17 protein-coding genes are annotated in these 13,174 nt (G+C 63.1%); 16 read left to right on the forward strand and 1 reads right to left on the reverse strand.

Annotation, left to right across the window (positions count from 1 at the left end):
* The first annotated feature begins 21 nt into the window (after positions 1-21).
* The 8 genes from fliN to fliS are packed head-to-tail and all read left to right on the forward strand — an operon-like array spanning position 22 to position 5,489.
* Positions 22-336, forward strand: coding sequence for a flagellar motor switch protein FliN (fliN, locus tag HGI47_RS12325; RefSeq protein ID WP_168853079.1), 315 nt, complete (start codon positions 22-24; stop codon positions 334-336).
* Complete coding sequence (locus HGI47_RS12330; protein ID WP_168853080.1) at positions 336-632, forward strand: flagellar biosynthetic protein FliO; 297 nt, start codon at positions 336-338, stop codon at positions 630-632. Before fliN ends, HGI47_RS12330 begins: the two co-directional genes overlap by 1 nt.
* 53 nt (positions 633-685) lie before the next feature.
* Positions 686-1,417: a flagellar type III secretion system pore protein FliP gene (fliP, locus tag HGI47_RS12335; RefSeq protein ID WP_240950170.1), complete on the forward strand. Its 732-nt coding sequence runs from the start codon at positions 686-688 to the stop codon at positions 1,415-1,417.
* Complete coding sequence (locus HGI47_RS12340) at positions 1,417-1,692, forward strand: flagellar biosynthetic protein FliQ (protein ID WP_168853081.1); 276 nt, start codon at positions 1,417-1,419, stop codon at positions 1,690-1,692. The genes fliP and HGI47_RS12340 overlap by 1 nt, the downstream gene beginning before the upstream one ends.
* A 4-nt stretch (positions 1,693-1,696) precedes the next feature.
* Positions 1,697-2,479, forward strand: a complete 783-nt coding sequence (gene fliR / locus HGI47_RS12345) for a flagellar biosynthetic protein FliR (protein WP_168853082.1) — start codon at positions 1,697-1,699, stop codon at positions 2,477-2,479.
* Positions 2,480-2,491: 12 nt separating this feature from the next.
* On the forward strand, positions 2,492-3,655 hold the full coding sequence (locus tag HGI47_RS12350; protein WP_168853083.1) for a flagellar biosynthesis protein FlhB: 1,164 nt from the start codon (positions 2,492-2,494) through the stop codon (positions 3,653-3,655).
* Positions 3,656-3,660: 5 nt separating this feature from the next.
* Complete coding sequence (gene fliD / locus HGI47_RS12355; RefSeq protein WP_168853084.1) at positions 3,661-5,106, forward strand: flagellar filament capping protein FliD; 1,446 nt, start codon at positions 3,661-3,663, stop codon at positions 5,104-5,106.
* Positions 5,106-5,489 carry a flagellar export chaperone FliS gene (fliS, locus tag HGI47_RS12360; protein ID WP_168853085.1) on the forward strand — a complete coding sequence of 128 codons (384 nt, stop codon included), beginning with the start codon at positions 5,106-5,108 and terminating at the stop codon, positions 5,487-5,489. The genes fliD and fliS overlap by 1 nt, the downstream gene beginning before the upstream one ends.
* A gap of 242 nt (positions 5,490-5,731) precedes the next feature.
* Here fliS and HGI47_RS12365 read toward each other — a convergent pair whose 3' ends face one another.
* Complete coding sequence (locus tag HGI47_RS12365) at positions 5,732-6,772, reverse strand: chemotaxis protein CheB (RefSeq protein WP_168853086.1); 1,041 nt, start codon at positions 6,770-6,772, stop codon at positions 5,732-5,734.
* 208 nt (positions 6,773-6,980) lie between these two features.
* On the opposite strand from HGI47_RS12365, the gene HGI47_RS12370 reads away from it, so the two are divergent.
* Genes HGI47_RS12370 through HGI47_RS12405 form a run of 8 tightly spaced genes read left to right on the forward strand, consistent with a single transcriptional unit; the run spans position 6,981 to position 13,086 of the window.
* Positions 6,981-7,253, forward strand: coding sequence for an STAS domain-containing protein (locus HGI47_RS12370; RefSeq protein WP_240950162.1), 273 nt, complete (start codon positions 6,981-6,983; stop codon positions 7,251-7,253).
* Entirely contained in the window at positions 7,250-9,478 is a 2,229-nt protein-coding gene (locus HGI47_RS12375; RefSeq protein ID WP_168853087.1) for a chemotaxis protein CheA, read from the forward strand. The genes HGI47_RS12370 and HGI47_RS12375 overlap by 4 nt, the downstream gene beginning before the upstream one ends.
* The gene (locus HGI47_RS12380; RefSeq protein WP_168853088.1) at positions 9,475-10,344 is read left to right on the forward strand and encodes a protein-glutamate O-methyltransferase CheR; all 870 of its coding nucleotides are present in this window, start codon (positions 9,475-9,477) and stop codon (positions 10,342-10,344) included. Before HGI47_RS12375 ends, HGI47_RS12380 begins: the two co-directional genes overlap by 4 nt.
* Positions 10,341-11,378, forward strand: coding sequence for a chemotaxis response regulator protein-glutamate methylesterase (locus HGI47_RS12385; RefSeq protein WP_168853089.1), 1,038 nt, complete (start codon positions 10,341-10,343; stop codon positions 11,376-11,378). The genes HGI47_RS12380 and HGI47_RS12385 overlap by 4 nt, the downstream gene beginning before the upstream one ends.
* Before the next feature lies 1 nt (position 11,379).
* Positions 11,380-11,937 (forward strand): chemotaxis protein CheD, encoded by a 558-nt coding sequence (locus tag HGI47_RS12390; protein WP_168853090.1) that lies wholly within the window; start codon positions 11,380-11,382, stop codon positions 11,935-11,937.
* A 21-nt stretch (positions 11,938-11,958) separates the two neighbouring features.
* Complete coding sequence (locus tag HGI47_RS12395) at positions 11,959-12,330, forward strand: response regulator (protein WP_084278551.1); 372 nt, start codon at positions 11,959-11,961, stop codon at positions 12,328-12,330.
* 23 nt (positions 12,331-12,353) lie between these two features.
* On the forward strand, positions 12,354-12,797 hold the full coding sequence (locus HGI47_RS12400) for a chemotaxis protein CheW (protein ID WP_168853091.1): 444 nt from the start codon (positions 12,354-12,356) through the stop codon (positions 12,795-12,797).
* A 22-nt stretch (positions 12,798-12,819) separates the two neighbouring features.
* Positions 12,820-13,086, forward strand: a complete 267-nt coding sequence (locus tag HGI47_RS12405) for a hypothetical protein (protein ID WP_168853092.1) — start codon at positions 12,820-12,822, stop codon at positions 13,084-13,086.
* The last annotated feature ends 88 nt before the right edge of the window (positions 13,087-13,174 follow it).

Here is a 13,174-nt window from a genome sequence, read left to right on the forward strand (position 1 = left end):
TTTGACGAGAGGCCAGAACACATGACCTTCCAGCCCCGCGGTTTTGATTTCCTCAAGGATGTCGATGTCCGCCTGACCGTAGAACTTGGCCGCACGTCGATGAAACTAAAGGACGTGCTGGGTCTGTCCGAGGAATCGGTCGTCATGCTTGATCGGATGACTGACGAACTGCTCGACGTGATGGTCAACGGCAAGCTGATCGCGCGCGGCGAAGTGGTGGCGCAGGGCGACCGCTTTGGCCTGCGCATCGTGGAACTGGCAGGATCGGACGGCGAAGAAGCTGCCTCACCCGAAAAGAAGGCGCCCAAGGCTGCGGCAAAGGGGGATGAGGACTGATGTTCTGGTACATCCTGAAGCTGCTGGTGCTGCTGCCGCTGATCGGCGGTCTTGCCTGGGCCAGCCTGAAGTTTGCGAAGCGGATGGAAGGCCGCTTCATGGGCGGCAACGCGCCGAAATCGGTGCGGATCGTGGAAACGCAAATGCTTAGCCCCACGCTGCGGCTGGCGGTGCTGGAATTCCACGGGCGCGAAATTCTGGTGTCTGCGGGGAAGAACGGACTTGTGCGGCTGGCCGAAGCGCCTGCGCGGCCCAAGGTTGATGTGGCCAAGGTGGAAGCGGAGGATGCGCAGTGAAGCGGGTTCTTGCCATGTTGACGACCACGCTCGTCCTGCTGCCGCATCACGCGATGGCAGCGGTGGCGACAGGCCCTGCCCCAGCGCAGCAACCGGCAGCGCTTTCGGGTGCGCTGGACCGCGCGTTCGGCCAGATAGCGGGTGCGCAGAGCGGCGGTTCGCTGTCGCTTTCGTTGCAGCTCCTGCTCATCATGGGGCTGCTGACGATCCTGCCCACGCTGGTCCTGATGATGACCAGCTTCACCCGCGTGCTGATCGTCCTGTCGATCCTGCGGCAGGCGATGGGATTGCAGCAATCGCCGCCCAATCAGGTGCTTATCGGGCTTTCACTGTTCCTCTCGCTATTCATCATGGGGCCGACGCTGGACAAGGTGAACGCCAATGCCATCCAGCCCTATGCCAGCGGCCAGATCGGTGCGGAGCAGGCCTTCGTGGCGGGCGGGCGCGAATTTCATGGTTTCATGATCCGCCAGACGCGCGAAACGGACTTGCGCATGTTTGCCGATATGGCCAAGGCCCCGCGCTTTGCCAGCACGGCGGACGTGCCCTATTCGATCCTGCTGCCCGCCTTCGTTACCAGCGAACTGAAGACCGCGTTCCAGATCGGCTTCATGCTGTTCCTGCCGTTTCTGGTGATCGATCTTGTCGTCTCGTCCGTGCTGATGAGCCTTGGGATGATGATGATGTCCCCCACCATCGTATCGCTGCCGTTCAAGCTGCTGCTGTTCGTGTTGGTCGATGGATGGGCGCTGCTGATGGGCAGCCTTGCGGCGAGTTTTGGCTGATGCAGGATACCTCCGCCCTCCTTTCGCTGGCCGACCGGATGCTGTGGATCACCGCGCTGGTTGCCGCTCCGGTGCTGCTCGCCTCGCTCGCTGTCGGCCTTGTCGTCGGCGTGATTCAGGCGGCGACCTCGGTGAACGAACAGACCCTGACTTTCGTGCCGAAGCTGGCGGTGATCGCGCTGGTGCTGGTGCTGTTCGGATCGGCCATGCTGGGCCTGATCGGAGACTTCACCAAGGAGATCTTCGATCTGATCGCCGCCACCGGGCAGAGTTGAGCGCGTGCTGCAACTGAACTTCGGTTTTGGCGCGCTTGAGGCCGATTTCTGGCGCTGGATGTTCGTGATGACGCGGATTGGCGCTGCGATGTTTGCTGCACCCCTGTTTGGTGCAGCAACAGTGCCGCCGCAGGTGCGCGTGATCGCCACCGGGGCGATTGCCCTGCTGATCTGCGGGTGGACGCCAGTGGTCGCGCCGCCTGCCCTGCTTTCGGTGGGCGGGCTGCTTTCGGTTGGCAATGAAGTGGTGATCGGCCTTGCCATAGGCTTTGCGCTGCAACTTTCGTTCGCCGCGCCGACCTTAGCCGCGGAGATCATCGGCGGCGGCATGGGCATGTCCATTGCCACCACGGCCGATCCCGTAAGCGGCGCGCATTCGCCCGCGATGGGGCAGTATTTTGCGGTGGTGCTGACGGTGATTTTCCTGGGCACCGGGGCGCATCTCAACTGGATTGCGCTGCTGGTCGACAGTTACGCCACATTCCCGCCGGGTACCACATGGTTGGCGCCGGGGCGGATGGACCTGATCACGCAATTTGCCGGGCAGATGTTCATCACCGCGCTGCTGATCGCGCTGCCGGTGACACTGATCCTGCTGCTGGTGCAGGTAACGACGGGCATCATCAGCCGCTCTGCCCCCAGCCTCAACCTGTTTTCGCTGGGCCTGCCCGCAGGCGTGTTGGCGGGCCTTGCTGCGATGATCGCGACCGCGCCGATGCTGCCCGATGTGATGGTCGACATTGCCGCAACCGCCGTCGGTCATACCGCCGCACTGATCGCGCAATAAGGAGGGGCTGAGATGGCCGAGCAGGAGGGCGAAAAGTCCTTTGCCCCGACAGAGAAGCGAAAAAGGGACGCCGCCAAGAACGGCGACGTCTTGCGCTCGCGCGATCTGGCAACGGCTGTGGGCGTGTTGGTGGGCGCGGCGTGGCTGAAGTTTGCCGGGCCGTGGCTGTTCGATGCCTTGCAGGATACGCTGCGCGCCTCGTTCACGCTGGATCGCGCCGCGATTGAGGATTTCACGCCAACCAAGCTGCTGACAGGCGCGCTGGTGGCCGTACTGCCGCCGGTCTTCGTGCTGGGCGGACTAGTGCTGGCGGCTTCAGTGTTTTCGCAGATCGGGCTTTCCGACGGGCGCTGGAACGCGGACAACCTTGCGCCCAAGGCTTCGCGCCTGAACCCGATGTCCGGGCTGAAGCGCATGTTCGGGCCGCAGGGCTGGATCGAACTGGTCAAGGGGCTGGCCAAGCTGGCGCTGCTGGGCACGATTGCTTACGCTTGGGCCAAGGGCCGGATCGCGGAGCTGATCGGGCTTGGCCACGGCGACATTCACGGGCAGCTTGTGCAGGCGTGGGATGCGATCACGTCGCTGGCCTTTGCGCTGGCGGCAGGGCTGATGATCATCGCGCTGATCGACTTTCCGATCCAGTGGGTGCGCCGCTTCTTCCGACTGCGCATGACGCTGCAGGAGATCAAGGACGAGCACAAGGATTCCGAAGGATCGCCCGAACAGAAGGCCGCTGTCCGCAACAAGCAACGCCAGTTCGCAATGGGCGCGATTCAGGGCGCGATGGCCAAGGCGCAGTTCGTCATCACCAACCCCACGCACTTTTCCGTGGCGCTGACCTATGACCCCGACCTTGCCCCCGCCCCGGTAGTCCTCGCCAAAGGGCGCGGTGAAAAGGCGCTGGCGATGCGCCAGTTGGCCGCAGAGCTGGGCGTTCCGACCATCGAGATCCCGCCGCTCGCTCGCTCGGTCTATTTCACCACGCGCGAAAACCAGATGATCCGCGAAGACCTCTATGCCGCCATCGCATCGGTGCTGGCCTTCGTCATGTCCTTGAAGCGCGGCGACAATCCGGCTCTGCCGACCATCGATCTGCCCGTTCACATGCAATTCGACGCCGATGGCAGGCCGGAAGCGGTCGTGCAGCTTAACCGCGCCGCCGCGCAACCGTCCTAGAGACTATGGCTACAACCTCGTCCACTTCGTCGACCGCATCGTCATCGGCAACAGCGCAGATCATCTCGGCGCTGGGGGCAGGCAGCGGCATCAACACCGCACAACTGGCCGAACAGCTTTCCGCCGCGCAGTTCGCCACGCGCATCGATCAGATTACGGCGAAGACCGATAAACTGGCGCTGCAGATATCCAGCGCTTCGAACCTCAAATCGCTGATGAGCACGCTGTCGTCCTCTATCGGCACGCTGATCCGCACCGGCGATCTGGCGGTAACGCCTTCGATCACCAACAGCAGCGTGGCGACCGTGAGCAAAGGGACGTTGACTGGATCGGGCAGCTACAGCCTTGAAGTGACCAGCCTTGCCAATGCACAAAAGCTGGTCATGCCGGCCTATGCCTCGTCCACGGCGACCGTCGGTTCAGGCACGATGACTTTGCGCTTTGGCACGGTATCCGGCAGCACGTTCACCGCCGATGCTGCGCAGGATGCAGTGGATATCACCATCGCCAGCGGCGCAACGCTGGCCGATGTCGCTACGGCGATCAACGCTTCGGGCGCGGGCGTCACCGCCTATGTTGCCAATGGCAGCAGTGGCGCGCAACTCGTGCTCAAGGGCAAGGAAGGGGCGAACAAGGGCTTCATCATCGAAACAACGCCCGATGTGGGCGGCGAGGCTCTGGCCGACCTGGCATGGACGCCTGCCGCCAATACCACGCAGTTGAAAGCCACGGCCACCGACGCCGCCTATAGCCTTGATGGCGTTGCCTATTCCGCCACAAGCAACACGGTCAAGGATGTGGTCCCCGGTCTCAACCTGAAATTGACAGCCACCAACGTCGGCAATCCCGCCACGATCACGTTCAGCGATCCGTCCAGCGGCATCAGCACCGCGATGAGCGATCTGGTGGAAGCGCTGAACGAGGTCGTCGGGCAGTTGAACACCGCAATGGCCAAGGATTCGGGCGAGCTGAACAACGATCCCGGCGCGCGTGCTCTGCGCACCGCGTTGACCACGCTTGCGGGGCAGAAGATCATGCTGAATGCTGCGGACGGCACCCCGTCGCGGCTCTCCGATCTCGGCCTGAAAACGCAGCGCGACGGCACATTCGCGCTCGACACCGACCGCCTTTCGCAAACCCTGGACGATTTCCCGCAGGAAGCGGGCGCGATGTGGACGACCGGGATCTATGGCGTCTATGCCGCCATCGACAAGATCGCCCGCAATGCCTCGTCCACCACGGGCATTTCGCTGGGCAGTTCGATCACGCGCAACACCGCGCTGCAGCAGACGCTTTCCGAGCGGTCCGCAACGCTTGCAGAAAAGCAGGAAACGCTCCGCCAGCAACTGGTCAGCCGCTTTGCCGCGATGGATACCCGCGTAAGCGGATCGCAATCCACCCTCTCCTTCCTTCAGGCGCAGATCGACGCCTGGAATTCGAGTAACAACTGATGCTGCACCATCGCAACGATCCATCGGAAGCCTATCGCCGCGTCGATTTCGATGCGCGGGTACGCGGAGCGGATTCACGCCAATTGGTCGACCTGTGCCTCGAACAGGTCATCGGATCGATCGGCCGCGCACTGCATGCGCAGGAACGCAGCGACAATTCGGCCAAGAGCGCGGCGCTTACGCGCGCCGTTTCCGCGCTCACCGTCCTGCAGATGGGCGTCGATATGGCAAACCCGACAGCGGCCGCGCTGGTGCAGCTCTACCAGTCGGCGCGCAATGCCATTCTCGATTGCGTGACCCGCTTCGACGCCGGAAAGCTCAAAGTCATCCGGCAGGATTTCACCGAAATCCGCGAGGCGATGCTGCGCAGCATTGCTGCGTGAGCATCCACCCGTAACGGTGGTGACGGGCTAGAGCGCGACGACGGCAGGTGTGGAAACCCTCCCCGCTGCGAATAATCCCGCTCCCCTACCTCAAGGGCGGGGCGGGAGTGCGTTTACGACGGCCGGTTTCGTAGAAATTGATACATAACGAAAAAGCCCGGAGCCGGCATGTGGCTCCGGGCTTCGGTCCGCCCGCACGACAGGGGACAATGAACGTGCGGGAAGCTTGGGAAAAGAATACCTCAGCCCATGTGGCAGCAGGCGATCAGCGCCCCGCCAAGATCGTCCAGACCCAGTTCCTGATCGGCCGCTTCCATATCCATCGCGGCGCTGGGCGCTTCAGCAACCATCGCCGTCTTGCGATCCTGAACGAAGGTTTTGCACCCGGCATCGCGCATCAGGCGCAGGCCCTTGGCCCCATCCTTGCCCATGCCCGTAAGTACGGCACCGGCCGCAGGGATGGAACCGCGCGCAATCGATCCGAACAGGAGGTTGGCCGCCGGGCGTACGCCATCCACCGGATCGCGATCAATCAGGCGCAACTTGGCCGGACTGCCGGGCTCGATCACGGCATGAAGGTCAGGATCATAAGCAATGTGAATGGTGCCCGCGACAAGCGGCGTGGCATCCTTGGCAGCTTTCACCGAACATTTCAGTTCAGCGTCCATGCGTTTGATAAAGGTTTCGACCACAGCGGGTTCGGCATTGAGCGTGATGACCGTGGGCGGACACTTTTCAGGAAAATCGCTCAATATCTGCGTCAGGGCATCAATCCCGCCCATAGAGGCGGTGAGCGCGAGGATATGGCCGTTCCATTCGAAGTTCGTTTCGGTCGCTTTGGCAACCTTGGTGGTGTCACGCGGGGCGCGCCGATCCTTGACGTTGCTGTTGGCAGCGGCAAGCACGATCTTGCCGAGCTGGCCCACCGTTTTGGCAAACTGTTCCGGCGTGGCTTTCAGCGGTTTGGGAAAGCATTCCACTGCGCCCAGTTCATACGCTTTCAGCGAGGTTTCCGTGCCCGCCTGCGTAAGGCTGGACAACATGACCACGGGCATGGGGTTCGATCCCATGATCTCTTCCAGAAACTCGATCCCGCTCATGCCCGGCATTTCCACGTCGAGCGTGACAACATTGGGACGCAATTCCTTAATCTGCTCGCGTGCGTCGCTGGCGCTGGATGCCGCACCCACAACCGTCACGTTCTTTGCCTGGTCGAGGATGTCGGCAAAAAGCGCCCGCATGGCGGCGGAATCATCGACTACAAGTACGCGAGCATCGTGCATTTCAAGGAACCTCTTGATCGGGCGAGATAAAGCCGTCCCTATTCCTTACGCGCGCAGAGCCGACGATTTCCTGTGCGGCCCCTTACGTATCTCAACCTAAGGGGGCCGAAAGGCGGCCTTTGCCCTCGCACCTCTATTCCCATGACCCTGTTCACCGCGTCCGATTCTCGTCGGATCGGTCAAGTCGAACCGGAGGAAGAGCATCTCCATGTCGTCGGTCATGCCATCGATCACCCTGCCCGCGCGCTGCGATCGCGCCGCCGCCGAAGCCCTGCTGCCCGAAATGGTGGCGGCTCTGGGCTCCGGCCCCCTGATGATCGATGGGCGCGAATGCCAGCACATCGGGCAGGCAATGCTCCAGTTGCTCATCAGCGCCCGCCAGACCGGCGATGGCGCGGTCATAGAAGCATCGCAGGCGCTGCGCGACGTTGCCCAGCTTACCGGCCTTGCCGACGAACTGTTTTCCGGGAGCCACGCATGAACGCCGAAGAAATCCAGGCGATATTCTTCGCTGAATGCGAAGAATCGCTCGAAGCCGCCGAACAGGGCCTTGCCGCCTGTCGCGATGGCACACAGGACGGCGATACCGTCAACGCGGTGTTCCGCGCGGTCCACTCGATCAAGGGCGGCGCCGGAGCTTTCGGCTATATTCCGCTTCAGGGCTTTACGCATACTTTCGAAACGCTGCTGTCGGATGTCCGTGATGGCACAGTGGCGATAACCGAACCCTTGATCGACCTCATGCTGGGTGCGCTCGATACGTTGAGCGACCATGTAACCGCAGCGCGCAACGGCGGTGAACCGCCCGAAGACAGCGCCTTGCAGGCAGAGCTGACCGCAGCGATGGCAGCGAATGTAGGTTCCGCGCCCGCCCCCGCAGCAGTCGCGCCAGCCCCAGCGCCTGTGGCCGAACCAGAACCGGTTGCGGCCCCGAAAGCCGAAAGCGCGGGCGACGATTTCGACTTTGATTTCGACCTAGACGCCTTGCTTGACGATATCTCCGGCGAGATTGCGCCATCTGATAATGATGCCGCGGGCGCTGCACCAGAAAAGCGCTGGGAAGTGCGCGTTCGCCCCCATGCCGCCGCCATGCGCAACGGCAGCGAACCGCTGCTGATGCTGCGCGAGATGGGCGATCTTGGCGGCACTTGCGCGGTTTGCGACATATCTTCGATCCCGCCGCTCGATTCCTTCGATGTCGGCACCGGCTATCTTGGCTGGGCGTTCAGCTTCCCTGCCAGCGTGACCGAAGATTCCGTCCGCGATATCTTCGATTTCGTGGGCGATGATTGTTCGCTGGCATTTGGCGAAGCGGCGGAAATGCCGCCGGTGCGTCACCCCGAACCGGCTCAGCCCGCGCCGTCTGTCGTCGCCGCTGCTGTTGCGGCGCCCGTTGAGGCCAATGCAGCGGCACTGGTGCAGGCCACTCCCGCCACTTCCGCGCCCGTCGAAACGGAAAGCGCACAGGCGCGCATGGCGGCCAATGGTTCGGCTCCACCGGCACCGCCGGCGCCAGGCCAATCGATACGTATCGAACTGGGCAAGCTCGACAAATTGATCGACGCTGTGGGCGAACTCGTGATCGCGCAGGCCATGATGGCGCAGCGTCTTGCAGGCCAAGGCCTCGCCGTGGCCGAGGAAATGGCGATGATCGAGGGTCTGACCCGCGACATTCAGGAATCCGCGATGGCGATCCGCGCGCAACCGATTGGTTCGGTCTTCAGCCGCGTGCCGCGCATCCTGCGCGAGCTGGCCTCTACCACGGGCAAACACGTGAAGCTTGAAGTATCGGGCGAGACCACCGAACTTGACAAGACGGTGATCGAGCGTCTGGGCGAACCGCTTACGCACCTGATCCGCAACGCGGTGGACCACGGTATCGAACAGGCCGATGAACGCATCGCCGCTGGCAAACCGGCTGAGGGCACGCTGACGCTTTCGGCTGAGCACCGGTCTGGCCGCATCCTCATCCGCATTGGTGACGACGGTAAGGGCATCGACCGCGAGCGCGTATTTGCCAAGGCCGTCGAAAAGGGACTCGTCTCGCCAGAAACGGTGATGAGCAAGGAAGAGATCGACCTGCTGATCTTCGCCCCCGGCTTCTCTACCGCCCAGCAGGTTTCGAATATTTCGGGCCGCGGCGTGGGCATGGACGTGGTGCGCCAGAACGTGAAGGATTTGGGTGGCCGCATCACCATCGATTCCGAACCCGGCAAAGGCACCACTTTCACGCTTACCCTGCCGCTGACGCTGGCCATTTCCGATGGCATGGTCGTCAACGTGGGTGATGAAACGCTGGTCGTGCCGCTGGCCAACGTAGTGGAAAGCCTGCGCCCGGAACCCAACGAAGTGCAGGGCCTTGGCGCCAATCGCTGCATGATCAACGTGCGCGGGCGGTTCATTCCGGTGATCCCGCTCAGCCAGTCGGTCGGTGCAGCCGGTGCAGCAACCGACCCGCGCGATGGCGTGCTGATCGTGGTCGAAACCGAAGGCGCAGGCCGCGCCGCGCTGATGGTCGATGCGATCTGCGACCAGCGCCAGGTCGTGATCAAGAGCCTTGATACCCACTACCGCTCGGTCGAAGGTGTGGCCGGAGCGACCATCCTTGGCGATGGCCGCGTGGCGCTTATCGTCGATGTCGACAGCCTGGTTTCGCGTTCGCTCGCATCATCGAGCACCACCGCTTCGCTGGCTGAAGCCGCATGAGCCTGATGGATGCCCTCGATGCGTCGATGCCCGGCGTCAGCCCCGGCGTGTACGACGAAGCAGACTTCCGCGCGATCTCGGAGATCACGTACAAGGAAGCCGGCATCGTCCTGCCCACGGGCAAGGCCATGCTGGTCTATTCGCGCCTTGCCCCGCTTGTGCGCGATTCGAACTGCGCGACCTTCGGTGCCTATGTCATCCGCATTCGCGAAGATGCTGCAGAACGTCAGAAGGCGATCTGCGCGCTGACCACGAACCACACGTTCTTCTACCGTGAATCCCACCACTTCGAACATTTCGCGCAGGAAGTGCGCCCCGGCTACGTCCAGCGGCTGACCAGCGGCGGCAAGATACGCCTTTGGTCGGCAGGCTGTTCCAGCGGCGAGGAAACATGGTCCTTGCTGATGACCTTTCTCGGCGCCGACCAGTCCGAAGGCAGCGCCATCGCCCGACGCGATCTGCGCCTGCTTGCCAGCGACATTGCCACGCATGCCATCGCCAAGGCGCGCAGCGGCACTTATCGCACCGAAGACCTGAAAGCCGTGCCAGAAGCCTTGCGCCGCGTCTGGACGCGCAGCCACGGAGAAGACAGTACGATAGCCCCCGAAGTGCAGCAACTCGCCCGCTTCCGCGCGCTCAACCTGCAAGGCGAGTGGCCGATGCAGGGACAGTTCGACACGATCTTTTGCCGCAACGTTATGATCTATTTCGATAATCCTACCAAGGAACGACTTGTGCATCGCTTTGCGGAAAAACTCGCACCCGGCGGGTGGCTCTATATCGGCCATTCCGAACGCGTTACCGGCCCGGCGCTCGATCTGCTGACGACCCAAGGCCCCACCATCTATCGCAAGAGGGCCGCATGACCATTCGCGTCGTCATTGTTGAAGATTCGCCCACCATGCGCGCAATCCTGATGAACCGGCTCGGCAAGGAGCCGGACATCGAGGTCGTCGCGGCCGCTGCCAACGCCGCCGAAGGCCGGCAGGTGATCCGCGAACTGGACCCCGATGTCGTCACGCTCGATATCGAGATGCCCGGCATGAACGGGTTGGATTTCCTCGCCAAGATCATGGAACTGCGCCCCACCCCGGTGATCATCGTCTCCGGATCAACGCAACAGGGCAACGAGATGAGCGCTCGCGCGCTCGCCCTTGGCGCGGTCGATTGCTACGCCAAATCGGGCGGCGGCACCGGGCTTGACGATGCGGGCAAGCTTGCCGCGATGATCCGCGAAGCCGCAAAGGTGCAGTTCGCCCCGCGCCGTGCTCCCGTGGCCCCACCCGCAACGATCACCCGCGTGGCGCAGGAAGTGCGCGGCACCTTGGCTGATCGCCCCGCGCTGATCGCTATCGGATCGTCGACCGGCGGGGTCGAAGCGCTGCAGACTGTGCTGTCGGGCTTCCCGGCGGACTGCCCACCCACGCTGATCGTCCAGCACATCAACGCACGCTTTGCGCCTGCCGTTGCCCGCACGCTCGATCAGGCCTGCCCGCCCAAGATCGTGCTGGCCGAACCTGACATGCCGCTGAAAGACGGTCACGTCTATCTCGCCCCCGGCGACGACCGGCACCTTTCGATCGGCGGCAGCAGCACGTTCCACTGCAAGTTGCGCGCAGGCCCTCTGGTTTCCGGCCATCAGCCCAGCGTCGATGTGCTGTTCCAGTCGGTTGCCGAGATCGTCGGCCCGCGCGCCGTGGGCATTCTGCTCACCGGCATGGGCGCTGATGGCGCGCAAGGCCTGCTGGCAATGGCCCAAGCGGGCGCTCGTACCATCGCGCAGGACGAGGCGACCTGCACCGTCTTCGGAATGCCGCGCGCCGCCATCAACCTTGGCGCAGCCCGCATCGTAGCCCCGCTCGGCGCCATCGCACGCCACGCGTTCAGCAAGGCAGCCTGACATGAGTTTCGAACAACCCATCCCCGGCGCACCGCCGCTCGAACGGGTCACCGTGATGCAAGGGCAGGCCCTCGCCAGCGCCAGCCCGTCGATCGAATATTCAACCGTGCTTGGATCGTGCGTGGCAACCTGCCTGTTCGATCCGCAAACCAAGGTCGGCGGCATGAACCACTTCCTGCTGTCCGAACCGCCCGCCAATCTTCCAGGTACACAGGTGGACGAACATTACGGCGTCTATCTGATGGAGCTTCTGGTCAACCAGATGCTCGCCAAAGGCGCGCGCAAGAGCAACCTCAAGGCCCACCTCTATGGCGGAGCCAACGTCAACCGCAACATGATGCGCATCGGCACGATGAATGCCGAATTCGCGCGCGAATTCCTCCGCCGCGAAGGGATAGCCCTGATGCGCGAGGATCTGGGCGGCACCAATGCCCGCCGCGTCGATTTCCGCCCGGCATCGGGCCAGGTCCGCCTCCGCACGGTGGAAGACCGGTTCGCGCCCCCTGTCCAACCTACCCCGCGCCCGGCTGTGTCCACCGGCGATGTCGAACTGTTCTGAACGGAAAAAGCGAGTCCTCCCATGAGCAACACCACCCGGATCCTTACCGTAGACGACAGCCCCTCCATGCGGGCGCTACTCAACCACGCCCTGTCGGGCCACGGCTTCGATGTGTCGCAGGCCGAAGATGGCATGGCCGCGCTCGATTGGCTGGCCATGAACGAGGTCGATGTCGTCATCACCGATATCAACATGCCGCGCCTCGATGGCTTTGGCCTGATCGAACGTCTGCGCGAAGGCAGCCGCCACCGTGACCGCCCGATCCTCGTGCTGACCACCGAAAGTTCGGACGAAAAGAAAGCCCGCGCCCGCGCCGCCGGCGCCACCGGTTGGATCGTCAAGCCGTTCGACCCCGAAAAACTCGTCGCTGCGGTTCGCCGCGTCGCCCACTAAGACCAACGAGAGGAGCACACCCCATGCTGCGCGAACTGATCACCTTCGAAGTCGAAGGCCAGGTCTTCGGCCTCGACATCATGGCCATCCGCGAAATCCGCGCGTGGTCGCCCACCACTCGCCTGCCGCGCGTGCCGTCCTATGTTGCAGGCGTCGTCAACTTGCGCGGCACTGTGCTGCCGGTGGTCGATCTCGCCGCCCGACTTGGCTGGCGGGCCACCGAAGCGACCCCGCGCCACGCCATCATCGTGACTCAGCAAGGCGCGCAGATCTCCGGCTGGATCGTCGATTCAGTCAGCGATATCGTCACGCTGGAAAGCGAGGCGCTGCAACCCCCGCCACCAACCTCCGCCGGCGATACCGTGGTCCCCTTCCTCGAAGGTCTCGCCGCCATCGAAGACCGCATGGTGATGGTGCTCAACCTCGCCAGCCTGACAGACGGCGCAGCCCTGCCCGAAGCAGCCTGATCCGCACCCGAAAGGTCACCCGATGGCATCACATACCCACAAACAGGCCACCCATCGCCAGATCGCCGTCGTGCTCGAAGAACTGGCCGAAGAAGTCGAAGCCCTCGGTGCAGCGCTGTGCATGGATATGGATATCGCCATGCGGCACATGGACAAACTTCAGGCGATAGACCTGATCGCGCAAAAGCAGCGGTCCTTGGGCAGACTGGTGGTGGCCGACAGCCCTGCCGATGAAGTCGAGCGTATAGCGATTGATGTGCTACGAGACAGGATGCGGTTGTCTGGGTGAGCGCATGACCTTGGTCGGCCACGGAATGCCGTTGATCGACCACAACACGCATTGACCGCACATGTTCGCCATCGGCGGGGAATGCGGT

This window comes from Novosphingobium sp. ERN07 (assembly GCF_012641335.1).
Taxonomy (GTDB): Bacteria; Pseudomonadota; Alphaproteobacteria; order Sphingomonadales; family Sphingomonadaceae; genus Novosphingobium.